Here is a 24,800-nt window from a genome sequence, read left to right on the forward strand (position 1 = left end):
TATGCGGCAGGCCTATGAGCAGCGCTTTCCCTTGGTGGCGGGGGTGCCCTTGAGGAGGTAGCGGTTGATCGTGGAGTCGATGCAGTCGCTGCCGCGGCCGTAGGCGGTGTGGCCGTCGCCGACGTAGGTGAGAAGGGTGGCGGAGGAGAGCTGGGAGGCGAGGCCCTGGGCCCAGGGGTACGGGGTGGCGGGGTCGCGGGTGGTGCCGACCACGAGGATCGGGGCGGCGCCCTTCGCCTCGATGCGATGGGGTTCGCCCGTGGGCTTCACCGGCCAGTACCCGCAGTTCAGGGAGGCCCAGGCCAGGCCCTCACCGAAGACGGGGGACATCTTCTCGAAAGAGGGGAGCGCCTTCTCCACCTGGTCGGGGCGGGAGAAGGCAGCCGGCAGGTCGAGGCAGTTCACGGCCGCGTTGGCGAACATCAGGTTGGCGTACCTGCCGTCGGCGTCGCGCTCGTAGTAACTGTCGGAGAGGGAGAGCAGGCCCGCGCCGTCCTTCTCCTTCATCGCCGCGGTGAGCGCCTCGCGCAACTGCTGCCAGGCCGCCTCGTCGTACATCGCCGCGATCACACCCGTCGTCGCGAGCGCCTCGCCGAGTTCGCGGCCGTCCGCGTCGCCCGCCGGGATCGGAGCCGCGTCGAGCTGCTGGAAGAAGGCCTTGATGTTCTTGCCCGCCTGGTCCGCACTGGTTCCCGTGCCGCCCAGCGGGCAGTCGCTCCGGCCTACGCAGTCCTTCGCGAACGACTGAAAAGCCGTCTCGAAGCCCGCCGTCTGCCCCTCGGTCAGCTTGCGGGCACTGAGCGAGGGATCCATCGCGCCGTCCAGGACCAGCCGGCCCACCCTGTCGGGAAAGAGCCCGGCGTACGTCGCCCCGAGGAACGTTCCGTACGACGCCCCCACGTACGTCAGCTTCTTGTCGCCCAGCACGGCCCGCAGCATGTCCATGTCGCGGGCCGTCTCCACCGTGGAGACGTGCCTCAGCAGGTCGGGCGAGTGCTGCCCGCACCCTTCCGCGAACTGCTTGTAGGCGTCGACCAGTTGGTCCGTCTCCTGCCCGTCGTCGGGGGTGGTGTCCGTCTGCGTGTACGTGTCCATCTCACGGCCGGTGAGGCACTCGACCGGCTCGCTGCGGGCCACGCCGCGCGGGTCGACGGCGACCATGTCGTAGCGGGCGCGGACCTCCGCGGGGTAGCCGATGCCGGCGTACGCCTGGAGGTAGCCGACCGCCGAGCCGCCCGGCCCGCCCGGGTTGACCAGCAGCGAACCGAGTCGCTTCCCCGGACCTGTGGCCTTCTTGCGGGAGACGGCCAGCCGGATGTCGCCCGAAGCCGGCTTCGCATAGTCCAGCGGCGCCTTCATCGTGGCGCACTCGAAGCCGGGCACACCGCAGGTACGCCAGGTCAGCTTCTGCCCGTAGTACCGCGACAGTGCCGCCGGTGTGGAACTGGGCAGCGCGGCCAGCGCCGAGTCCGCCGTCGACGCCGTGGTCGAACTCCCCGAGGAGCAGGCCGAGACGAGCAGTGCGGTGGCGGCCAGCAGCACGCCGCCCACCCGGAGGGACCGCGACGGCGTACGGGGCGGCCTAGGGGAACTGATCGGCCGGCCGGACCGGGCCGGCCGAGGAGTGCGCCTGATGTACATCTCGCGAGCGTAACCTTGCGCGACCAATTGATCACCATCAGTTGCCCAAGCGCCTCGTTTGAGTGATGCGGTCAACCAGTCACGCCGACCAGGCCTGCATCACTGGGTACATGGACCACGCAGACCTCGCCGGTAGGGCCCAAAAGCCGGAGGCCGGAGGCCCGGAGACCCCGGAAGCCCGAAGCCCGCGGAAGCCGGAAGCCCGGAGCCGGAGACCCCGATACCGGGGATACCGGGACGCCGTCAGCCCGCCCGCAGCGCCATCGTCATCGCCTCCACCGCGAGCAGCGGAGCCACATTGCGGTCGAGGGCCTCGCGGCACGCGGCGATCGCGTCGATGCGGCGCAGGGTCGCCTCCGGTGGGCCACCGCGGGCCAGCCGCTCCAGGACGTCCTCGGACTCCGTGTTGGCGAGAGCCACACGCGAGCCGAGCTGGAGGGCGAGGACGTCGCGGTAGAACCCGGTGAGGTCGATCAGGGCCAGGTCCAGTGCATCGCGCTGCGTACGCGTTCTTCGGCGCTTCTGGTTGTCCTCGAGCTCCTTCATGACGCCCGCGGTGCCACGGGGCATACGGCCGCCCTGTGCCCCGCCGAGCGCGGCCTTCATGTCCTCGGTCTCCTTCACGTCGACTTCCTCGGCGAGCTGCTTGGCGTCCTCGGACGCCGTGTCGATCAGCTCCTGGGCCGCCTTGAGGCAGCCGCCGATGTCGTCGATCCGGAGCGGCAGCTTGAGGACGGCGGCCCGGCGCTCGCGGGCGCGCGGGTCCGTGGCAAGGCGGCGGGCCCGGCCGATGTGGCCCTGCGTCGCGCGGGCAGCGACCGCCGCCACGCCGGGCTCGATGCCGTCACGGCGTACGAGGATGTCGGCCACCGCGTCCACGGGCGGGGTGCGGAGCGTGAGCAGGCGGCAGCGGGAGCGGATGGTGGGCAGGACGTCCTCGATGGACGGGGCGCACAGGAGCCAGACCGTACGGGGAGCGGGTTCCTCCACGGCCTTCAGCAGGACGTTGCCCGCGCCCTCGGTGAGGCGGTCGGCGTCCTCCAGGACGATGACCTGCCAGCGGCCGGTGGCCGGGGACAGCTGGGCGCGGCGGACCAGGTCGCGGGTCTCCTTCACGCCGATGGAGAGCATGTCGGTGCGGACGATCTGCACATCGGCGTGGGTGCCGACCAGGCTGGTGTGGCAGCCGTCGCAGAAGCCGCAGCCGGGGATGCCGCCCAGCGCGCGGTCGGGGCTCACGCACTGGAGGGCGGCCGCGAACGCCCGCGCCGCCGTGGAACGGCCCGAGCCGGGCGGGCCGGTGAACAGCCATGCGTGCGTCATCTTGGACGCCTCGGGCGGCGGGGTGTTCGAGGTGATTGCCGTGACGAGGGCGTCGGCGTCACGGGCAGCGGCGGCGAGCTGCTCGCTCACCTTCTCCTGGCCCACCAGGTCGTCCCACACGGGCACGGGGCACCGCCCTTCCGTCGCACTTCGCCTTGCCGGATCCATTGTGCGGGTCGCCACTGACAACGGGTCCCCGGACCGGCGGCCGACGGCTACGACCGCCACCCTTCAGCTGCCGCAGCCACCGGCTCCAACAGCTGCGGCCACCGGTCTCACAGCCGCGGCCAACGGCCCAAGAACCGCGGCCGCCGATCTCAACAGCTGCGTCCGCCGGTTCCCGCACCGCAGCCCGCCGGATCTCAGCGGCGCTGGTCGCCCCGCCCCCGCCCCTCGTCCCAGTCGTCGTCCTCGCGCGGGCCCAGCAACTCGTCCGCCAGCGTCGGGAGATCGTCGAGCGGTGTCTCCTCCGCCCAGTCGGAGCGAGGGCGTCGACGCGGGGTGCCCTCGGCGTCGACCTGGGGCAGCTCGCGCGTACGGTCGCCGGAATCGTCGGACCCCTGGGCCGCGCGCTCGTCGCGGAAGTAGCCCGGCGGCACCCGATCCGAGGGATCACTCGCTGACTTGCCCGCACCCGCGTCCCGAACCGGAGGCAGCACAGCCGTCTCATCCGCAGCACCCGAAGTCACCGGCGGCAGCACGGCCGTCTCATCCGCAGCCCTGCCACGCACCGGCGGCAGCACAGCCGTTTCGTCCGCAGCCCTGTCCCGAACCGGAGGCAGCACAGCGGTCTCGTCCGCCGGCCCCGAAGTCACCGGCGGCAGCACCGCGGTCTCGTCCGCAGCCCGCTCAGGCACAGGCGGCTGCGGCAGCTTGGCCGTCTCCTCGGAGTCGGACCGCGAACCAGAACGAGCACCCGCCCCGGAACCGGACCGCACACCGCCCCGGCCCTCATCACCCCGCACCGGCCGCAGCACCGCCGTGTCGTCCAACGCCCGGGCAGACCCGCCCGACGGCGCCACGACCGGCGTAGGCACGGTCGTCTCGTTGTCAGGCGCGGCCGAAGCAGAACCCGCCGAACCGGAAGCGGCAGCCGAGGCCGAAGCCGAAGCGGCAGCCTCCACCGCCGCAGCTTCGGCAGCCACCGCAGCGGCCGCGGCCGCCGAAGCCGCCGCCGCTTCCGCCGCCCCCCGCCGAGCCTCCTCCGCCCGCAGCAACGCCTCCTCGGCCTTCCGCTGCTTCTCCAAGCGGCGCGCCTCCGCCTCGGCACGCAGCCGCGCCTCCTCGGCGGCCTGCCTGCGCAGACGCTCCTGCTCGGCGGCCCTGACCTGCTCCTCCGCCAGCTTGCGGGCCTGCTCCTCCTCGGCACGGCGGCGAGCCTCCTCGGCACGCTGCCTGGCCTCCTCCGCCTGGCGCTCGGCCTCGCGCCGCTGGGCCTCCTCCAGCTCGCGCTGCTTGCGCTCCTCTTCCTCCGCACGCAGCCTGGCGAGCTGCTCCTGGCGCTCGCGCTCCAGGCGCTCCTCCTCGGCCTTGCGCGCGGCCTCCTCCTCGGCCTTCCGCCGGGCCTCTTCCTCAGCCGCCTTGCGAGCCTCCTCCTGCGCCTTCACCTCGGCCTCGGAGAGGGGCAGCATCACGTCGAGCCGATGCCGTACGACGGTGGTGACCGCCTCGGGCTCCTGCGCGGCGTCGACGACGAGGTAGCGCCCCGGGTCGGCGGCGGCGAGCGTCAGGAAACCGGACCGCACGCGCGCGTGGAACTCGGCGGGCTCCGACTCCAGCCGGTCCGGCGCCTCCGTGAACCGCTCACGAGCCGCTTCCGGCGAGACGTCAAGCAGCACCGTCAGATGCGGGACGAGCCCGTCCGTGGCCCAGCGCGAGATCCGCGCGATCTCGGTCGGCGACAGATCGCGGCCCGCCCCCTGGTACGCCACCGAGGAGTCGATGTACCGGTCGGAGATCACGACGGCCCCCCGCTCCAGCGCGGGCCGCACCACCGTGTCGACGTGCTCCGCGCGGTCGGCGGCGTACAGCAGCGCCTCCGCCCGGTGCGAAAGACCGGCCGACGACACGTCGAGGAGGATCGACCGCAGCCGCTTGCCCACCGGTGTGGCGCCCGGCTCCCGGGTCACCACGACCTCGTGGCCCTTGGCGCGGATCCACTCCGCGAGTGCCTCCGCCTGGGTCGACTTCCCGGCCCCGTCACCGCCCTCCAGAGCGATGAAGAACCCGGAGACGGCCGTGGCCTGCGCGGGGTCGTCGCCGCCGCGCAGCGCGTCCCGCAGGTCGTGCCGCAGCGGCACCCCGGAGCGGTCGTCGGCCTTGGCGAGCACCAGCGCGGCAACTGGCAGCAGCAGCGCGCCGACCAGCATCAGGGTGAAGGCGGCGCCGCCGTGCGCGAACACGAACTTGCCGCTCTCCAGGCGGTGCGGACCGATCAGGGCCGCCACCACGGGCGCCACCAGCGCGCCGAGCGCCACGAACACTCGTACGACCGCGTGCAGATGCTCGGTCGTCCGCGCGCGCCGGTAGTCCTCGGTCTCCTGGTCGAGCAGCGCGTGCCCGGTGTTGGCGGCGACGCCCGCGCCGACGCCCGCGAAGCCGACGATCAGCAGCACGGTGGTGACGTCAGGGACCAGCCCGGCGGCCAGCAGCGCGATGCCGGTGAAGGCGATCGCCAGCGCGAGCAGCCTGCGCCGCGACAGCGACGGCACCACCGAGGAGGCCGTACGGATGCCGATGACGACACCGCCGGTCAGCGCCAGCACCAGCAGCCCGTACGTCACCGGTCCGCCGCCCAGGTCCTTGGCGTGCAGCACGGAGACGGCGACGGCGGCCGAGATCGCCGCGGCGACGGCGGCACAGGCCAGCACAAGGAGCGGAATGGCGCCCGTACGGCCCGTGTCGACGACCGTGCCCGTCTTGGGGCGGCGCAGGCCCTCCAGCGGCGACCTGGCGCGCGGGGTGCGCGCGTCGGGCAGCTCGAGGAAGGTCAGCACCGACAGCGAGGCGGCGAACAGCCCGGCGGCGACGTACGAGGCGAGCGCCGCCTGGTGCAGGCCGAACCAGGCGATCCCGGCGCCCAGCAGGTTGTTGACGAGGGATACGACCACGAGCGCGGCGGCCGCGATCGGCACCGCCAGGAATCCCGTACGCAGCGACAGGCGCCGCAGCGCGTCCATGTGGTCCGGCAGCGGGCGCACCGTGGCGCCCTCCAGCGGCGGGGCGGGCAGCAGCGCGGGCGCCGCACTCTCCCGGCACACCGTCCAGAACCGCTCGGCGACTCCGGTCACGAAGGCGACGACCAGGATCACGGCGAGCGCGTCGTCCGGGGTCCAGTCGATCCACAGGGGCGCGACGATCATGAGCGCGGCCCGCACGCCGTCCGCCCCGACCATGGTCCAGCGCCGGTCGAGCAGCCCCTCCTGGGAGGTCAGCGAGGTCAGCGGCCCGAGAAGTACGGCCCCGAAGAGCAGCGTCGCGAGCACACGTGCCCCGAAGACGGCCGCCACGGCGAGGGCGACTCCACGGTAGCCACCGCCGAAGGAACCCTCGGAGATCGCCGCCTGCAGGGCCAGGACGACAAGGACCAGCAGGGCCAGGGCGTCACCGACACCTCCCACGAGCTGGGCGCTCCACAGCCGTTTCAACTGCGGCTGGCGCAGCAGGGCGCGCACGGCGCGCTCCCGGGAATCTGCAACCAGGGCGTCGTCGGGGGCCGGGGTGTGGGCCGTTGGCTGCTCGGCTCGCGTCATCCTGACAGCCTATCCGGACCCACTGACTCCCCGAAGGGGTGGCCGAACATACGGACGCCCCCACACCAAAAGGTGTAGGGGCGCACACGTGTCGGGCACATGGAGGACGGTTGCCGGGAAGGCACCCGCAAGCGCTGGCCCTCCGAAGCTCTAGCCCTCCGAAGCCGCCGTCTTCTTCGCGACGGCCTTCTTGGCGGGGGCCTTCTTGGCAGCCGTCTTCGAAGTCGTCGTCTTCTTGGCAGCGGTTTTCTTGGCGGGGGCCTTCTTGGTGGCCGTTTTCTTGGCCGGAGCCTTCTTCGCGGTCTTCTTGGCCGGCGACTTGGCGCGCTTCTCGGCGAGCAGCTCGAAGCCGCGCTCCGGGGTGATCTCCTCGACGCTGTCGTCGGACCGCAGGGTCGCGTTGGTCTCGCCGTCGGTCACGTACGGCCCGAAACGGCCGTCCTTGACGACGACGGGCTTCCCGCTGACCGGGTCCTCGCCCAGCTCCTTCAGCGGCGGCTTGGCGGCCGCACGCCCGCGCTGCTTGGGCTGGGAGTAGATCTCCAGCGCCTCTTCGAGGGTGATCGTGAAGAGCTGGTCCTCGGCGGTGAGGGACCGCGAGTCCGTGCCCTTCTTCAGGTACGGCCCGTAGCGCCCGTTCTGCGCGGTGATCTCCACGCCCTCGGCGTCCTTGCCCACCACACGCGGCAGCGACATCAGCTTCAGTGCGTCGTCCAGCGTCACCGTGTCGAGCGACATCGCCTTGAAGAGCGAGGCCGTCCGCGGCTTGACGGCGTTCTTGCCCGTCTTCGGGGTGCCCTCGGGGAGCACCTCGGTGACGTACGGGCCGTAGCGGCCGTCGCGAGCGATGACCTGGTGGCCGGTCACCGGGTCGGCACCGAGCTCGAAGTCGCCGCTCGGCTTGGCGAGCAGTTCCTCGGCGAGCTCGATCGTCAGCTCGTCGGGGGCCAGGTCCTCGGGCACGTCCGCGCGCTGGTGGTTCTCGGAGTCCTTCTCGCCGCGCTCGACGTACGGGCCGTAGCGCCCGACGCGCAGCATGATGTCGCTGCCGGCGACCGGGAAGGACGACACCTCGCGGGCGTCGATGGCGCCCAGGTCGGTGACGAGCTCCTTGAGGCCGCCGAGGTGGTCGCCGTCGCCGTTCCCGGCCTCGGCGGCACCCCTCGCTTCGCCCTCGCCGAAGTAGAAGCGCCGCAGCCACGGGATGGACTGCGCCTCGCCCCGCGCGATGCGGTCGAGGTCGTCCTCCATCTTGGCGGTGAAGTCGTAGTCGACGAGGCGCCCGAAGTGCTTCTCCAGCAGATTGACCACGGCGAAGCTCAGGAAGGACGGCACGAGGGCCGTGCCCTTCTTGAACACATAGCCGCGGTCGAGGATCGTGCCGATGATCGACGCGTACGTCGACGGGCGGCCGATCTCGCGCTCTTCGAGCTCCTTGACGAGGCTGGCCTCGGTGTAGCGGGCCGGGGGCTTGGTGGCGTGCCCGTCGACCGTGATCTCCTCGGCGGACAGCGGGTCGCCCTCGGCCACCTGCGGCAGCCGGCGCTCGCGGTCGTCCAGCTCGGCGTTCGGGTCGTCCGCGCCCTCGACGTACGCCTTGAGGAAGCCGTGGAAGGTGATCGTCTTGCCGGACGCGCTGAACTCGGCGTCGCGGCCGTCGGCGGACCTGCCCGCGATCTTGACGGTGACGGAGTTGCCGACCGCGTCCTTCATCTGGGAGGCGACGGTCCGCTTCCAGATCAGCTCGTACAGCCGGAACTGGTCACCGGTCAGGCCCGTCTCGGCCGGGGTGCGGAACCGGTCGCCCGAGGGGCGGATCGCCTCGTGCGCCTCCTGGGCGTTCTTGACCTTTCCGGCGTACGTGCGCGGCTTGTCCGGCAGGTAGTCGGCGCCGTACAGCTGCGTGACCTGGGTGCGGGCGGCGGTGATCGCCGTCTCCGACAGGGTCGTGGAGTCCGTACGCATATAGGTGATGAAGCCGTTCTCGTACAGCTTCTGCGCCACCTGCATGGTCGCCTTCGCACCGAAGCCGAGCTTGCGCGAGGCCTCCTGCTGGAGCGTCGTCGTACGGAACGGGGCGTAGGGCGAGCGGCGGTACGGCTTGGACTCGACCGAGCGGACCGCGAAGTCCGTGTTCTCCAGGGCGGCGGCGAGCGCGCGGGCGTTCGTCTCGTCCAGGTGGAGCGTGTTGGCGCCCTTGATCTGGCCGAGGGAGTCGAAGTCGCGTCCCTGGGCGACGCGCTTGCCGTCGACGGCCGTGAGGCGGGCGACCAGCTGCGAGGGGTCCGAGGCGTCACCCGTGCGACCGGTGCCGAAGGTGCCCGTCAGGTCCCAGTACTCGGCGGAGCGGAAGGCGATGCGCTCGCGCTCCCGCTCGACGACGAGCCGGGTCGCCACGGACTGCACACGGCCGGCCGACAGGCGCGGCATGACCTTCTTCCACAGGACCGGCGAGACCTCGTAGCCGTAGAGGCGGTCGAGGATGCGGCGGGTCTCCTGGGCGTCGACCATGCGCTGGTTGAGCTCGCGCGGGTTGGCGACGGCGCTGCGGATCGCGTCCTTGGTGATCTCGTGGAAGACCATCCGGTGGACGGGAACCTTGGGCTTCAGGACCTCGAGGAGGTGCCACGCGATGGCCTCGCCCTCGCGGTCCTCATCGGTGGCGAGGAAGAGTTCGTCGGAGTCCTTCAGCAGGTCCTTGAGCTTCTTGACCTGAGCCTTCTTGTCAGCGTTGACCACGTAGATCGGCTGGAAGTCGTTCTCGACGTCCACGCCGAGGCGGCGCACCTCGCCGGTGTACTCCTCGGGCACCTCCGCGGCGCCGTTGGGAAGGTCACGGATGTGCCCGACGCTCGCTTCGACGACATAGCCGGGGCCGAGATAGCCCTTGATCGTCTTCGCCTTGGCAGGCGACTCGACGATGACGAGTCGGCGGCCGCCGTGTGCGGTGTCGCTGGTCGGGGACAACTTCGCTCTTCTCTCCGGTCGACGCGGGGGATCTCCCCAGGCCTTGCTCCCGGGGGTCGGGTCGTGCTGACGCTGCGGAGTGTGACGGTACATCCCGCCCCCGTGTCAAACGGGAAAAGCCCGCAACGGCCACTCGAACGGTAACCCGACTACCGCCATTCCTGCCGCCCGGAGTGTCGACCAGCCGTTTCGGCACTATCCGGAGTGTGACCTCCCAGTTACCGAAGTCGATGCCCTCACGCGCGCGTGATGCACCAGATCGCAAGCGCCAGTGCCCCCACTCCGGCGACGCTCGCAAGCGTCGCCGATGCGACGCGGTTCACACCGACGGCGACGGGCTCGCCACGGCGCACCCTGGTCGCGGTCCAGGCCAGCAGTCCGCCTCCGAACAGCGCGAACACCACCCCCGCGAAGATCGCCGGTCCGCTTTCCACGGTTATGCCCTTCCGCCCGAGTCTCCAGGGTCGGGACGCTGACAGGCCCCGGCGGCGAGCACAAGAACCCATGGTGAACACCAGGCGGCCGACACCTCATGAGCCCCATGCGATCGCCCGATGCGGGCGACTTCCCACCCGTTTTTCCTGTGCGGCCGGTTCGGATCCGGGCGCCCAACTCGACGCGAACTTGTCGCTGCCCGGCTTCGGGATGCCAGAAGTCGTACGCACTCAGCGGTACGGATACGCCTCGGGCACGATGCCGCCGGGACGCCCTCACCACTTCATCCCACCGGCTCGATGAACCCCTGCTCCACCAGCAGCCGGATCTGCGCGGGCGTCCGGTCCCGCAACAACACCGGATCCTCGCCGACCAGTTGGGCGATGGCGTCCAGAATCCGTCCGGCGCTCAGCGTGCCGTCGCACACGCCGGCGAAGCCCGCGCCGACCGTGTCCACCTTCGTCGCCCGGCGCATCCCACGGTTCTGACGCAGCACCACGTGCTCCGGGTCCTCGGCGCCGGGCAGCCCGACCTGCTCCTGGACGACCTCGGCCACGAGCGTGAAGTGCCCGGCGAGCAGGGCGGCATCGTCGTGCGCCCGCAGGTAGTCGACGCGCTCGAAATGCGCGCGCACGGCCTCACCGAGCGGCTGTTCGACGGAGTGCGGCCACTCCTCGACGGTGATCGAGGGCTGGGCGGCGGCCGTCCTGCGCAGCGTGATCCACCCGAAGCCGACCGACTTCACCTTGCGCGCCTCGAACTCGTCCAGCCAGGCGTCGTACCGCGCCTGGTACTCGGCGGGATCCACCCGGTGGTCGCCCGCGTCGCGCAGCCACAACTCGGCGTACTGCGTGACGTCCTGGACCTCGCGCTGCACGATCCACGCGTCACAGCCGCGCGGCACCCACGACCGGAGCCGGTCCTGCCAGTCCTCCCCCTCCACGTGCTGCCAGTTGGCCAGAAACTGCGCGTACCCCCCGTCCCTGAGGCGTGCCCCCGCCTGCTGAACGAGCGTCCGGCAGAGATCGTCCCCGCCCATTCCGCCGTCGCGGTAGGTGAGCCGGGCGCCCGGCGAGATCACGAAGGGCGGGTTCGAGACGATCAGGTCGTACGTCTCGTCGGCGACCGGTTCGAAGAGGGAGCCCTCGCGCAGATCGGCGGCCGGGGCGCCGGAGAGCGCGAGGGTCAGCGCCGTGATGTGCAGCGCACGCGGGTTGAGGTCGGTCGCGGTCACGCGTGTGGCGTGCTGTGCGGCGTGCAGAGCCTGGATCCCGGAGCCGGTGCCGAGGTCGAGGGCCGACTCCACCGGCGTACGCACGGTGATGCCCGCAAGGGTCGTGGAGGCCCCGCCCACGCCGAGCACGACGCCTTCGTCCCGGCTGCCGATGCCGCCCGCGCCACCGACGGCACACCCCAGGTCGGACACGATGAACCAGTCCTGCCCGTCGGAACCTCCGTACGGCCGGATGTCCACACTCGCGGCGACCTCGTCCCCGCCCACCCGCGCCAGCCAGCCGGCCTCCACACAGTCCTCGACCGGCAGAACGTCCGCCACACGCGCGTGCGGCACGGGCTGCTGCAACAGGAACAGCCGTACGAGCGTCTCCAGCGGGGTGTCCCCCCGGGTGGCCCGGAGCGCGGGCACGGTCTCACTGCGCGCCAGCGCCGCGTACGCGGGGGCGCCGAGCAGGTCGAGCAGGCCGTCGACGGTGAAGGAGGCCCCGAGCAGGGCGTCCCGCAACCGGGCGGCGACATCGACACGACCGGACGAGGGCAGGGGTGACTGGCTGGTGTGGCTCACATCCCCCATTGTGTCCGCTTCCGCCGACGCGGGCGTGCACCTGTGGACAAGCCCGCGCCGACCCCTCGTAGGCCTGTGGACAAGTCCGCCCCGTGAGCCGCGCAGGGCACACCGAAGGCCCGGCACGCACGCGTACCGGGCCCTCTTTCGGTTGACGAACGATCGCCCTCCCGGGATCGGCCCAGGAGAATCGGCGCGTCCGGATCAGCCCTCGGTCGACGAAGGCGAGGCCGACGTGGACGCCGACTTGCAGCTCTCCTGCGTCGCCATCGCCTTGCCGACGTCTCCCTCTTCGAGCTTCTTGAGGGCGTCGTTGCCGGTCTTGCTCAGCTTGCCCAACTGCTCGGCGACACCGCTGAGTCCGTCGGCGAACTTCGCCTGGTCCTTGGTGTTGAGCGCATCCGACTGCTTCACCAGGTCGGCGTAGGACGCGGAGAGGGCGTTGAGCTCCTTGACCGCGTCCTCCTGCTTCTTCTTGCCGTCGTCGACGTCCGGCGGCCCGACGTTCTCGATGCCGGTCGCCATCGTCTTGTAGGCGTCGGAGATGTCCTGGAAGCCCGTGGAGTCGGCCTTCTGGACCTCTTCCGGCGTGCTGTCGTCCGAGGTCTCCTTCTGGATCTGGGCGTTGGCTGCCGCGATCTTCTGGATCTGCGGCTGCACCGCGTCACAGACCTGCTTGGCCCAGGAGTTGAGCTTGTCGTTGCCGTCGTCGCTGCTGCATCCCGACAGCGCCAGTACCAGTACCGCACCGCCGGACAGTGCGGCCGCGAGCTTCTTGTTCACCGGATTGGTCCCTTCCATGGCTCTCGGCCCCGGAACATACACGCCACGCGCGCAACATTCGTACGCCGAATGTCCGCTTGGACGCCTTTTAGAGCCGTTTGCACCAAGCGAGAGAAGGCTCACGGAGAAGGTGTGAACACACACAAGGCGGGCGGACGGCACGTGTGCACGCGCCGTCCGCCCGCCCATTGAGTGGAGCCCTTCGGAACCCTGACCAGGTGCGAGGCCAGGCACCGTGCGACCCCTACGACACCACTGCGGGGTCGGCCGCCTTGGCCACCCTTTCCGCGTTGCCTTCGTCACCCACGGCGATCCCGCGCCGCTTGGAGATGTACACGGCGCCCACGATGACAGCGATCGAGAGCACCGCGATCAGCACGCGCATCCCGACGCTCTTGTCGTCGCCGTACGAGAACTTGACGACCGCGGGTGCGATCAGCAACGCCACCAGGTTCATCACCTTGAGCAGCGGGTTGATCGCGGGGCCCGCGGTGTCCTTGAAGGGGTCACCGACGGTGTCGCCGATCACCGTCGCGGCATGGGCTTCGCTGCCCTTGCCGCCGTGGTGGCCGTCCTCGACGAGTTTCTTCGCGTTGTCCCAGGCACCGCCCGAGTTCGCGAGGAAGACCGCCATCAGCGTGCCGGTGCCGATCGCTCCCGCGAGGAACGAGCCGAGCGCGCCGACCCCGAGCGAGAAGCCGATCGCGATCGGAGTGAGTACGGCGAGCAGACCGGGCGTGGCCAGTTCGCGCAGCGCGTCCTTGGTGCAGATGTCGACGACGCGCCCGTACTCGGGCTTCTCGGTGTAGTCCATGATCCCGGGGTGCTCGCGGAACTGCCGCCGCACCTCGTAGACCACGGCCCCGGCGGACCGCGATACCGCGTTGATCGCCAGCCCCGAGAAGAGGAAGACGACCGCGGCGCCCGCGATGAGACCCACCAGGTTGTTGGGCTGCGAGATGTCCATCATCAGGTTCATGGGCGCGCCCGGCCCTGAGACCTTCTCGCCGACTTCGTTCGCGGCCGTGAGGATCGCGTCGCGGTACGAGCCGAAGAGCGCCGCCGCGGCCAGTACGGCAGTGGCGATGGCGATGCCCTTGGTGATGGCCTTGGTGGTGTTGCCCACGGCGTCCAGGTCGGTGAGCACCTGCGCGCCCGCGCCCTCGACGTCACCGGACATCTCGGCGATGCCCTGAGCGTTGTCGGAGACCGGCCCGAAGGTGTCCATCGCCACGATCACGCCGACCGTGGTGAGCAGACCGGTGCCGGCAAGCGCCACGGCGAAGAGCGCCAGCATGATCGACGTACCGCCGAGCAGGAAGGCCCCGTACACGCCGAGGCCGATCAACAGGGCGGTGTAGACGGCCGACTCGAGACCGATGGAGATACCGGCGAGGACGACGGTGGCCGCGCCGGTGAGCGAACTCTTGCCGATGTCCCGCACGGGACGGCGGGTGGTCTCGGTGAAGTAGCCGGTCAACTGCTGGATCAGCGCGGCCAGGACGATGCCGATCGCGACGGCGAGGACCGCGAGGATCCGCGGGTCGCCGTCCTTGGCCGTGATCGCCGCGTCCGTGACGCCGTCGAGGTCGGCGTACTTCCCCGGCAGATAGGTGTAGACGGCCACGGCCACCAGCACCAGCGAGATCACCGCGGAGATGAAGAACCCCCGGTTGATCGCGGACATGCCGCTGCGGTCGGAGCGCCGGGGCGCCACCGCGAAGATGCCGACCATCGCGGTGAGTACGCCGATCGCGGGCACGATCAGCGGGAACGCCAGCCCGGCGTCGCCGAACGCGGCCTTGCCGAGGATCAGCGCGGCGACGAGCGTCACGGCGTAGGACTCGAAGAGGTCCGCGGCCATACCGGCACAGTCGCCGACGTTGTCGCCCACGTTGTCGGCGATGGTCGCGGCATTGCGCGGATCGTCCTCCGGAATGCCCTGCTCGACCTTGCCGACCAGGTCGGCGCCGACGTCGGCGGCCTTGGTGAAGATGCCGCCGCCGACACGCATGAACATCGCGATCAGCGCGGCACCGAGACCGAAGCCCTCGAGGACCTTCGGGGCGTCGGCCGCGTACACCAGCACCACACACGAGGCGCCCAGCAGACCGAGCCCCACCGTGAACATGCCGACGACGCCGCCCGTGCGGAAAGCGATCTTCATGGCTTTGTGCGAGACGGCGGTGAGATCCTTTTCGGGCTCACCCTCCGCCGGAGTCGCTTCCCTTGCCGCGGCGGCCACGCGGACATTGCTCCGTACGGCGAGCCACATACCGATATAGCCGGTGGTCGCCGAGAACGCCGCGCCGATCAAGAAGAAGATCGACCGTCCGGCACGCTGATTCCAGTCGTCCGCCGGAAGCAGCATGAGCAGGAAGAACACCACGGCGGCGAATACCGCGAGGGTGCGCATCTGCCGTCCCAGGTAGGCATTGGCGCCTTCCTGGATCGCCTTGGCGATCTCCTTCATGCTGTCGGTGCCCTCGCCCGCCGCGAGTACCTGGCGCACCAGGACCCCGGCGACCACGAGCGCCGCGAGCGCGACGACTCCGATGACCATCACGATCAGACGGTTGTCATCCGTCAGTACTGCGGCTGCGAAGGTTGTGGGGTGGTCAAACTGCTGAGGGGTAGAAAGCCCCGCCATTCGTCCTCCTTGACGCCTGTGCTGAGCTCAAGATGTGGACGGATTGTAGGTACCGGAACCTGATCAAAACAGTGGGCGGTAAACGGAATTCGCCTTCACATGCTCTTCAGCAAATGATCGCCGGGTATCCATGGGGCTCGAAAGAGGTAATGCCCCAAAACCGTTGACGCTTGATCAAATAATCGCGCGAATGATCGTGAATCAATTCACGAAAAGGGGCCCGTGAGACGAACGAGCCGGCCGTGCGAGTGCCGGACATGCAGAAGGGCCCTGCTCAGCAGGGCCCTTCTGGTTACCCACGTCGTCACTTACGAGGTTGGAGGTGGGGGTGGAGTCAGGGGGTGAGACGGGGATGTCAGGGAACGAGCGGGGCCGGCGGCGTGGTCGGCCAGCTCATCCTGATCAGTCCGCCGTTCTCCCCGGCGGTGACCTCGACGTCGTCGACGAGGCCGCTGATGACCGCGAGCCCCATCTCGTCCTCCTCGGTCTCCGCGTCCGGGTCGCCGGGGGAGGCGCCGGGCACCGACTCACCGGGAGCCGTGCGCGGCGCTTCGTCGCCGACCTCGATGGAGAACTGCTTCTCCTCCTCGATCAGCAGCACCCGCACCGGCGCCGAGATACCGCTGCTCTGGTGCAGTCCGACGGCACGGGTACAGGCCTCGCCGACAGCGAGTCTGACCTCGTCGAGTACGGCCTCGTCCACTCCGGCCCTGCGCGCCACCGCTGCCGCCACCAGTCGGGCGGTCCTGACGTGCTCGGGCAGCGCGCTGAAGCGGAGCTCAACGGTGGCCATGCATCCCCCTCAGCTACGGGCGTGCTGTCGGAGGGCCGGGCCACCAGGGCCCGGTCCCCCCTTCCTTGCTTCTGCCGTCATGGGCGCGCGACTTCTGCCGTCCGTCGGCTCGCGGCCCGCGGACGGGTCAGTCGGTGGCGTTCACCGCTTCCTCGACCGAGGTGTGGATCGGGAACACCTTGGTGAGGCCGGTGATACGGAAGATCTTCAGAATGCGCTCCTGGTTGCAGACCAGCCGCAGCGAGCCCTCGTGGGCACGCACGCGCTTCAGGCCGCCCACCAGAACGCCGAGCCCGGTGGAGTCGAGGAAGTCGACTCCCTCCATGTCGACGACAAGGTGGAAACTGCCGTCGTTCACCAGCTCGACCAGCTGCTCGCGCAGCTTGGGCGCGGTATATACATCGATTTCGCCACCGACCTCGACGACCGTACGGTCGCCGTTAGGGCCGGACACACTGCGAGTCGACAGAGACAGGTCCACGAATCCTCCAGCACCTTGCTATCGAGCGGTCGCCCCACGGGACACCTCGGCAGAGCCCCCGGGACGGTTCGCCAGCCGCGATGGCATTCAATCACTTACCGGCAGGCGTGCACGACGCCTTGGCCCCATTGTCCGTCACGCCAGTGACACACTCGATGCCGATGGCCAAGAATCACCGATCCGATCGACCCTCGACGGACACCGCTTCCCGCCCCTCGCCGAGCACGGTCCTGGACCGGCTCGCCTCGGGGCCGAGCCGGGCTTCGCGCATCACTCATACGGAGCACTTGCCCCCACGTGAGGGCCGCCATGCAGTCTGGCCCGACCGGATCCGCTCGGAGGTGATCGCCGCGGTGCAGGCCGCGGGAATCGAACACCCCTGGGCCCACCAGGCACTGGCCGCGGAGCACGCCCTGGACGGCGAGTCGGTGATCGTCGCCACCGGCACGGCCTCCGGCAAGTCCCTGGCGTATCTCGCCCCCGTCCTGACGGCCCTCCTGGACGGCTCCGAGGCCCCGAACGGCCGCGGCGCGACCGCCCTCTACCTCGCCCCGACGAAGGCCCTCGCCGCAGATCAGCGCCGATCTGTGAAGGAACTTTCACAACCTCTGGGGAACGCGGTACGCCCAGCCGTGTACGACGGGGACACCCCCTTCGAGGAACGCGAATGGGTACGTCAGTACGCCAACTACGTCCTGACCAACCCCGACATGCTGCACCGCGGGATATTGCCCTCGCACCCCCGCTGGTCCTCCTTCCTCCGTGCCCTGCGCTATGTCGTCATCGACGAGTGCCACACCTACCGCGGTGTCTTCGGCTCCCATGTCGCCCAGGTCCTGCGCCGCCTGCGCCGCCTCTGCGCCCACTACGGCGCCTCTCCCGTCTTCCTGCTGGCCTCCGCGACCGCCGCCGAACCCTCGGTCGCCGCACGCCGCCTGACCGGCCTCCCGGTGGTCGAGGTCGCCGACGACGCCTCCCCACGCGGCGAGCTCGTCTTCGCCCTCTGGGAACCCCCTCTCACCGAACTGCACGGCGAGAAGGGCGCCCCCGTCCGCCGTACCGCCACCGCCGAGACCGCGGACCTCCTCACCGACCTCACCCTCCAGGGCATGCGCTCGATCGCCTTCGTACGTTCCCGCCGCGGCGCCGAGCTGATCGCGGTGATCGCCCAGGAACGCCTCGCCGAGATCGACCGCTCACTGGCCCGACGCGTGGCCGCGTACCGCGGCGGCTACCTCCCCGAGGAACGCCGCGCCCTCGAACGCGCCCTCCACTCCGGCGAACTCCTCGGCCTCGCCGCCACCACCGCCCTCGAACTCGGCGTCGACGTCTCCGGGTTGGACGCCGTCGTCATCGCGGGCTACCCGGGCACCCGGGCCTCCCTGTGGCAGCAGGCGGGCCGCGCCGGACGCTCCGGACAGGGCGCGCTGGCGATCCTCGTCGCCCGCGACGACCCGCTGGACACCTTCCTCGTCCACCACCCCGAGGCCCTCTTCGACCAGCCGGTGGAGTCCACCGTCCTCGACCCGGACAACCCGTACGTCCTCGCCCCGCACCTGTGCGCGGCCGCCGCCGAAATCCCGCTCACGGACGAGGACTTGGAGCTCTTCGGACCGGCAGCCCCGGGCCTGCTGCCGCAGCTGGAGGCCGCGAAGCTGCTGCGCCGCCGGACGAAGGCGTGGCACTGGACGCGCCGGGAGCGGGCCGCGGACCTGACCGACATCCGCGGTGAGGGCGGCAGCCCCGTTCAGATCGTCGAGGCCGGAACCGGGCGGCTGCTCGGCACTGTCGACGCGAGCGCCTCGCACACGACGGTCCACGAGGGCGCGGTCCACCTGCACCAGGGCCGTACGTACCTGGTGCGCAAACTGGACCTGGAGGACTCCGTCGCCCTGGTCGAGGAGGCCAACCCGCCGTATTCGACGGTCGCCCGCGACACGACCGCCATCTCCGTCCTGGAGACGGACATCGAACTCCCCTGGGGCCAGGGCCGGTTGTGCTACGGCTCCGTCGAAGTCACCAACCAAGTCGTCTCCTTCCTGCGTCGACGTGTCATCACGGGCGAAGTTCTGGGCGAGACGAAACTCGACCTCCCTCCTCGTACGCTCCGTACGCGCGCCGTGTGGTGGACGGTCACCGAGGACCAACTCGACGCGGCCCGGATCAACCCGGAGATCCTCGGCGGCGCCCTGCACGCCGCCGAGCACGCGTCCATCGGCATGCTCCCGCTCTTCGCCACGTGCGACCGCTGGGACATCGGCGGTGTCTCCGTCCCGCTGCACCCGGACACCCTGCTGCCCACGGTCTTCGTGTACGACGGCCACCCCGGCGGCGCGGGCTTCGCCGAGCGTGCCTTCCACACCGCCCGCAACTGGCTCACCGCCACCCGGCAAGCCATCGCCTCCTGCGAGTGCGACGCCGGCTGCCCGTCCTGCATCCAGTCCCCCAAGTGCGGCAACGGCAACGACCCGTTGCACAAGCGGGGGGCGGTGCGGTTGCTCGCGGAGCTGCTGCGGGAGGCGCCGGAGAGCTAGCCGAGCGGGGCACCGACGTCACCTGGCCGGTCCTGCGGCGGGCCGGGCGGGACCGGTGCCGGTCCGAGTCCCGATCCGGGTCCCGATCCCGATCCCGATCCGGGTCCCGGTCCCGGTGACTCGGTCGGCTGGGCGAGGCCCGTCGGATCCGCAGATCCCGCCGACTGCACGGGTCCCGCCGGTCCCGCTCTCGACCTGACCTCCGCCGCGAACGGCTCCCGGCCCGACGCCGCCGTGACGTCCGAGATCTCGCCGCCGATCGCGCACCTGACGAGCCGCGCGTGCTGGGCCCGTGCCACTCGGTCCGCCTCGGCGCAGGCCGCCGTCGCGCCGTCCATCCAGTGGTCCGCCGCGGCGAGCGCCGCCAAGTCGGCCGCTCCCGCCGCCCGGTGACGGACCAGGACGACCTGCCCCATGGCCAGAACCACCCCGAACACAACGCACAGCACGGCGATCACTCCGACCGACCAGACGGTCGCCGAGCCTCTGTCGGACCGGACTGCCGTGTCGGGTCTGGCTGAACCGTCAGGCCTGGCTGGCCTGGCTGGCCTGGCTGGCCTGGCTGGCCTCGCGGGACTGGCTGGCCTCGCGCGCCCCGCGCGCCTGTCCGACTGCTCCGACCTCGCCGGCCCGTCCGACCGAGCCGGCCGCTCTGATCTGGCAGGTCTGCCGGACCGAGCGGACTTACCAGACCCAGCCAATGCGCTCGGCGAATCCGGCGCACTCAACCGATTCGAGCAACCCGACTCCCGAGCAGCGCAGTTACGGCCCACCGCACCTGGCCGACCACCTCCCGTCATCCCCCGCTCACCCCCACCGACTCCTCCGCCAGAGCCACCGCCTCATCGCTCAGCTCCAGGGTCAGCGCGTCGGGACCCGGCGCGCTCGCGGTGACCGTCACCCGGACCAGGTCGCCTTCCCGGCTCACCTCGACTCGTGCGCCCCGCGGTGCCGCGCGGCGCGTCGTCGTCAGGACGGCGTCGGGCGGGTCCTGGCGGGCCGCCGCGCGGGCACCCGCCCTCGCCGCGTCCTGGCACTGGATCTGCGCGGACGCGGCGAGCAGCGCCCAGACCAGCGACATCGCGACGAGCACCAGCGCGGGCAGCACCACGGCCGCCTCGGCGGTCACGTATCCGCGGTCCCGGCAGCGCGGGGGGCCGGGGGCCCCTCGTTCGGCCGGAGCCGGCCCGGTCACCACCGGCGCCACCCGACTCGCCCCCGCGGCCCCCGTCCTCCGTTCACATCTGGACATTGAGCGCCCGCTCCACGATCCCCTGCAACTCCGCGCTGACCTGCCCACTCGTCAGCACCTTGTAGAGCGCGGCCGCGAAGGCGACCGCCGCGATGATCCCCACCGCGTACTCGGAAGTGACCATTCCCGCGTCCCTCCGCACCAGCCCGAGCAACCACGCCCGCACCCGTACCTGCACTCGTACTGCCTTGCCCATCTCAACCCCCGTAAGGTCCAAGCCCATTGGTCAATTGCCGTTCACCGAACACCGTCGCCGTCGCCCTGACCCGTCATCCATCACCCCCTCCCAACAGCCCGCCCGCCAGCCCGATCACCACGGGCAGCACGCCGATCGCGAGGAACGCGGGCAGAAAGCACAGCCCCACAGGCGCGGTGACCATGACGGCCGCCCGGCGCGCTCGTGCCGTGGCGGTGCGCCCCCACTCGGCGCGGGCCTCGGCGGCGAGGCGCCCGACGGGCACGGCCGCCGGTACACCCGCCTCACCCGCGCGCTCCAGGAGCCTTGCCAGCGGCCCGGCGCCCGGTATCGACGCCAACTTCCGCCACGCAGCGGCCGGTTCGCTCCCGAGCCGCATCTCCGCCGCACCTCGCGCGAGCCGCTCACCTACAGGCCCTCCCAGGGCCTCGCCGACGGCCTGAGCCGCCACTACGGGGCCCGCGCCTGCCGCGATGCACGCCGCCACCAGATCGGCGGCAAGCGGAAGTTGTCGCGCGGCCCGCGCCCCGTCGTACTCCGCGACAGGGTCAGCTCCCCGCCGCTGCCGCCACCGCCAGACCCCGAACCCGGCAGCCAGCCCCACCAGACCTCCGGCGAGCCCCCCGACCAGCACCCAGCCGGCGCACACGGCACCCACCACCGGCAGCCACCGCCGCCCGACGCCCCGCAACTCCAGGCGCCGTCCGCTCGACGCCGCCTCCAGGGCCAGCAACTCGGCGAGCCTCCGCCGCACCAACCGTCGACGCCGCGCCGCCCAGAGCGACCGCGCCAGCCATCCGAGCGCCAGCGCTCCCCACACGATCACCCCCAGCCTGTGGACAACCTCCGTACTCATGCCGACTCCGCTCCTCTCACGATCCGCATCGCCCACCACAGCCCCACGCCCTCCAGCACCCCGCCGATCAGCAGACAGGCCAAGCCGGGTCCCGTGTGCAGCAGCACGTGCAGCGGATCGGCGCCCAACGCGGTACCGAGCAGGAGCCCCAGCACCGGAAGCCCAGCGAGCATCACCGCCGTGGACCGCGATCCGGCCAACTGAGCCCGCAGATCAGCCCTTTGGTCTCTCTCAGCACGCAGCGCCCCCTCCAGCCTGTCGAGCCCCGCGGCAAGCCCCGCGCCCCGGTCCACAGCCACACGCCAGCACGCGGCGAGTCCCACCAGCCCGTCGGCCCCCGGCTGCCGTGCCGCGTCGGTGAGCGCGCCCGGCACATCCCCGCCGAACCGCGCCGCCGCCAGCACCAGCGCCTGCGCCTCGCCGAGCCCGGCCGAGTCACGCGCGGCCCGGAGCAGGGCCTCGCCCGGCTGCCTCCCGGCCCGCACCTCGCCGGCGAGCGCCCTGCACAGGGCGATCACCGCATCCCCTCGCCGCTCCAGCTCCCGCCGAGCCTCCGCGGCCCGCCGCACCCGCCGGAGCAAGGGCACCCCGACCAACCCGAGGAACAGCGGCACCACGGACGCACCGATCAACGCGACCACCAGCCCGGCGACCACCGACCACCCTTCGGCCCGCAGGCACCCGCGCAGCCGCCGCCATCCGACGAGCGCCTTCTCCCAGGGCGGCGGACCGGCCCCCACCACTCCCCCACCCGCCACCAGCAACCTCGCCCTGCGCGCCCCCGAGTTCCACCCGCCCATCAACCAGGCCGCCGCCCCGGCGCACACCATGGCCGCCCCCGCCGACATCCCGGACATCTCACCGATCGCCATCCCACTCCCCGTTCACATCCAGGCCTCCCGTCCCCGTCACAGCAGTCCGCCCCCATTGCTCCCGTCCCGGAGCAGCCCCTCCAGCCGCTCCCACCCCCGCTCGTGCACGAAGGCCTCCGCGCCCCACCGCAGCGCGGGCGTCGTCACCACCAGCCCCGAGGGGTCCCGTTCGAGCACATGCACCTCGGCGATCCGCCGCCGCCCGGCCCGGTCGCGTACGAGATGCAGGACCACCGACAGCGCCGCCGCCAACTGGCTGTGCAGCGCGGCCCGGTCGAGCCCTGCGGCCGTACCCAGCGCCTCCAGGCGGGCGGGCACCTGCGCCGCAGCGTTCGCGTGCACCGTTCCGCAGCCGCCCTCATGGCCGGTGTTCAGCGCGGCCAGCAAGGACACGACCTCCGGCCCGCGCACCTCGCCGACGACCAGCCGGTCCGGTCTCATCCGCAGGGCCTGCCGGACCAGGTCCTGGAGCGCGACGAGCCCGACGCCCTCCTGGTTGGCGGGCCGCCCCTCCAGGCGCACCACATGGGGATGGTCGGGCCGCAGCTCCGCCGAGTCCTCGGCGAGCACGATCCGCTCACCGGGGCCGACCAGCCCCAACAGCGCGCTCAGCAAGGTCGTTTTGCCCGTCCCGGTCCCACCACTGACCAGGAACGACAACCTGGCATCCAGTAGCGCTCTCAACACCCGGTCCCCGCCGGGCGGCACCGTGCCCGCCGCCATCAACTCGTCGAGCGTGAACGCGCGTGGCCGTACGACCCGGAGGGACAGGCAGGTCGAGCCGACGGCGACCGGCGGCAGTACCGCGTGCAGGCGGGTGCCGTCCGGAAGCCGGGCGTCGACCCATGGCCGGGCGTCGTCCAGCCTTCGCCCGGCAACGGCCGCGAGGCGCTGTGCGAGACGTCGTACCGCCGCCGCGTCCGCGAAGGAGACGGCCGTCAGCTCCAGGCCGCCGCCCCGGTCCACCCACACGCGGTCCGGTGCCGACACCAGTACGTCGGTGACCGACGGATCGGCGAGCAGCGGTTCCAGCGGGCCGCTGCCGACCAGTTCGGAACGCAACTGCTCGGCCGCACCGAGAACTTCTGCATCCCCCAGCACGCGGCCCTGTTCGCGCAGGGCTTGTGCCACGCGCGCCGGGGTGGGTTCGGAGCCGCTCTCCGCGAGCCACTGCCGTACGCCGTCCAGCAGGCCCGTAGGCCCGCCGAGACCCGCACCGCAGTCCATCCCCGTAGCGGCGTCCCAGCTCATACGCCCCCGCCTTCCACCGGAACCCGCTGCCAGAAGGCCGAGCAGAACCGGGCGAGTGGCCCTCGCGCCGATCCCCCGGGCGGCACGCCACCGTCCAACAGCGGTGGCTCGACCGGCACTTCACCCACCAGCGGCAGCCCGAGCAGCCGGGCCACCTCACGGTCGTCGAGGCCAGGGGCATACGGTCCGCGCACCGCGACCCGGAGATCGCGCAGGACCATGCCGACCGAGGAGGCCACGCGTCCGGCCGCCGCGATGGCGCGCAGGTCGGCGGGGACCACCAGCACCCCGAGGTCGAGTTGGGCGAGAGCCTCGGCGACGCCTTCGTCGATGCGGCGTGGCAGATCGACGACCACCGCACCGCCGCGCCGTCTGGCGGCGGCCAGGACCGCCCGTACGGCCTGCGGCGGAATGGCGACGGAGTCGCCGCGATCCCAGCTCAGGACCCGCAGCGCGTGCAGTTCGGGCAGGGACTCCTCCAGGGCGCCACCGCCGACCCGGCCCCGCGAGGCGGCGAACGCAGGCCAGCGCAGGCCTTCGACCCCCTCTCCGCCCAGGAGTACATCGAGTCCGCCACCCAGCGGATCCGCGTCCACGAGCAACGTGCGGCGCCCCTCGCGCGCCGAGGTGACGGCGAGCGCGCAGGCCAGCGTGGACGCTCCGGCCCCGCCACGCCCGCCGAGCACGCCGACGGTGAGCGCGGGCCTGCCGACTCCTTCCGCCACGTCGGCGATGCGGTCGACAAGCCATTGCTCGCCATCGGGCAGCATCAGGACGTGGTCGGCGCCGATCTCGACAGCCCGCCGCCAGACTCCGGAATCGTCCTGATCCCGGCCGACCAGAACCACTCCACGCCGTCGCGCGGCACCCCGCACCCGCCGCGCGGCATCGTCGCCGACCAGCACGAGAGGCGCGGCCTCCCAGCTGCCTCTGTGCTCCGGCACCCCGTGGTGGACTTCCGGCCTGGCGCCCGCCGCCGCGCACAGGCGCAGCAGGTCGTCCAGTAGCTCGGCGTCCTCCGTGACGATCAATGGTCCGCCCTGCCGCCCCTCGGCGGCGGGCGGCCGCTCGTGTGTGATGACTCCCGCCATGATCTCCAGCCCCCCTCGCTGCTTCCTGCGCGGGGCCCTCTGCGGCCCCGCTGATTCCCGCTCGTGTGAAGAGCCGGCAACCGGCCTCCATATGAACGGCCGATACGAACCGGCCAAACGCG

The 24,800-nt window shown here is 71.5% G+C and carries 17 protein-coding genes and 1 pseudogene; 1 reads left to right on the forward strand and 17 read right to left on the reverse strand.

The window, feature by feature from the left end; genetic code table 11:
- Nucleotides 1-12: 12 nt before the first annotated feature.
- The 10 genes from OG246_RS06640 to bldG form a co-directional block, all read right to left on the reverse strand.
- A complete protein-coding gene (locus OG246_RS06640; RefSeq protein ID WP_266457225.1) occupies nucleotides 13-1,641 on the reverse strand; it encodes an alpha/beta hydrolase in 1,629 nt (542 codons plus the stop codon).
- Between the two features lie 243 nt (nucleotides 1,642-1,884).
- A complete protein-coding gene (locus tag OG246_RS06645) occupies nucleotides 1,885-3,090 on the reverse strand; it encodes a DNA polymerase III subunit delta' (RefSeq protein ID WP_266457228.1) in 1,206 nt (401 codons plus the stop codon).
- Between the two features lie 236 nt (nucleotides 3,091-3,326).
- Nucleotides 3,327-6,716, reverse strand: coding sequence for a dTMP kinase (gene tmk, locus OG246_RS06650; protein WP_266457230.1), 3,390 nt, complete (start codon nucleotides 6,714-6,716; stop codon nucleotides 3,327-3,329).
- Between the two features lie 150 nt (nucleotides 6,717-6,866).
- Complete coding sequence (gene topA, locus OG246_RS06655; RefSeq protein WP_266457233.1) at nucleotides 6,867-9,683, reverse strand: type I DNA topoisomerase; 2,817 nt, start codon at nucleotides 9,681-9,683, stop codon at nucleotides 6,867-6,869.
- Between the two features lie 236 nt (nucleotides 9,684-9,919).
- The gene (locus tag OG246_RS06660; protein WP_266457236.1) at nucleotides 9,920-10,117 is read right to left on the reverse strand and encodes a hypothetical protein; all 198 of its coding nucleotides are present in this window, start codon (nucleotides 10,115-10,117) and stop codon (nucleotides 9,920-9,922) included.
- Nucleotides 10,118-10,401: 284 nt separating this feature from the next.
- On the reverse strand, nucleotides 10,402-11,928 hold the full coding sequence (locus OG246_RS06665; protein ID WP_266457239.1) for a class I SAM-dependent methyltransferase: 1,527 nt from the start codon (nucleotides 11,926-11,928) through the stop codon (nucleotides 10,402-10,404).
- Nucleotides 11,929-12,123: 195 nt separating this feature from the next.
- Complete coding sequence (locus OG246_RS06670; RefSeq protein WP_266457242.1) at nucleotides 12,124-12,720, reverse strand: small secreted protein; 597 nt, start codon at nucleotides 12,718-12,720, stop codon at nucleotides 12,124-12,126.
- 226 nt (nucleotides 12,721-12,946) lie between these two features.
- Nucleotides 12,947-15,352, reverse strand: a complete 2,406-nt coding sequence (locus OG246_RS06675; RefSeq protein WP_266457245.1) for a sodium-translocating pyrophosphatase — start codon at nucleotides 15,350-15,352, stop codon at nucleotides 12,947-12,949.
- Nucleotides 15,353-15,707: 355 nt separating this feature from the next.
- Nucleotides 15,708-16,145: an ATP-binding protein gene (locus tag OG246_RS06680; RefSeq protein WP_266457248.1), complete on the reverse strand. Its 438-nt coding sequence runs from the start codon at nucleotides 16,143-16,145 to the stop codon at nucleotides 15,708-15,710.
- A 127-nt stretch (nucleotides 16,146-16,272) separates the two neighbouring features.
- A complete protein-coding gene (bldG, locus tag OG246_RS06685; RefSeq protein ID WP_266457251.1) occupies nucleotides 16,273-16,626 on the reverse strand; it encodes an anti-sigma factor antagonist BldG in 354 nt (117 codons plus the stop codon).
- A gap of 80 nt (nucleotides 16,627-16,706) precedes the next feature.
- Here bldG and OG246_RS06690 point away from each other — a divergent pair, with 80 nt between their 5' ends.
- Nucleotides 16,707-19,160 (forward strand): DEAD/DEAH box helicase, encoded by a 2,454-nt coding sequence (locus OG246_RS06690; RefSeq protein ID WP_266457254.1) that lies wholly within the window; start codon nucleotides 16,707-16,709, stop codon nucleotides 19,158-19,160.
- A gap of 176 nt (nucleotides 19,161-19,336) precedes the next feature.
- On the opposite strand, the pseudogene OG246_RS42745 reads toward OG246_RS06690, so the two are convergent.
- The 7 genes and pseudogenes from OG246_RS42745 to ssd all read right to left on the reverse strand — a co-directional run.
- Nucleotides 19,337-19,654: pseudogene (locus OG246_RS42745) on the reverse strand (Rv3654c family TadE-like protein); the annotation flags it as partial.
- A gap of 302 nt (nucleotides 19,655-19,956) precedes the next feature.
- The gene (locus OG246_RS06700) at nucleotides 19,957-20,355 is read right to left on the reverse strand and encodes a TadE family type IV pilus minor pilin (protein WP_323178310.1); all 399 of its coding nucleotides are present in this window, start codon (nucleotides 20,353-20,355) and stop codon (nucleotides 19,957-19,959) included.
- A 43-nt stretch (nucleotides 20,356-20,398) separates the two neighbouring features.
- A complete protein-coding gene (locus OG246_RS06705; RefSeq protein WP_266457263.1) occupies nucleotides 20,399-20,608 on the reverse strand; it encodes a DUF4244 domain-containing protein in 210 nt (69 codons plus the stop codon).
- Between the two features lie 73 nt (nucleotides 20,609-20,681).
- The gene (locus OG246_RS06710; protein ID WP_266457266.1) at nucleotides 20,682-21,464 is read right to left on the reverse strand and encodes a type II secretion system F family protein; all 783 of its coding nucleotides are present in this window, start codon (nucleotides 21,462-21,464) and stop codon (nucleotides 20,682-20,684) included.
- The gene (locus OG246_RS06715; RefSeq protein ID WP_266457269.1) at nucleotides 21,461-22,336 is read right to left on the reverse strand and encodes a type II secretion system F family protein; all 876 of its coding nucleotides are present in this window, start codon (nucleotides 22,334-22,336) and stop codon (nucleotides 21,461-21,463) included. The genes OG246_RS06710 and OG246_RS06715 overlap by 4 nt, the downstream gene beginning before the upstream one ends.
- Before the next feature lie 36 nt (nucleotides 22,337-22,372).
- The gene (locus OG246_RS06720) at nucleotides 22,373-23,587 is read right to left on the reverse strand and encodes a TadA family conjugal transfer-associated ATPase (protein ID WP_266457272.1); all 1,215 of its coding nucleotides are present in this window, start codon (nucleotides 23,585-23,587) and stop codon (nucleotides 22,373-22,375) included.
- Nucleotides 23,584-24,678, reverse strand: coding sequence for a septum site-determining protein Ssd (ssd, locus tag OG246_RS06725; protein WP_266457274.1), 1,095 nt, complete (start codon nucleotides 24,676-24,678; stop codon nucleotides 23,584-23,586). Before ssd ends, OG246_RS06720 begins: the two co-directional genes overlap by 4 nt.
- Nucleotides 24,679-24,800 lie beyond the last annotated feature (122 nt).

The organism is Streptomyces sp. NBC_00620 (assembly GCF_026341825.1).
Lineage (GTDB): Bacteria > Actinomycetota > Actinomycetes > Streptomycetales > Streptomycetaceae > Streptomyces.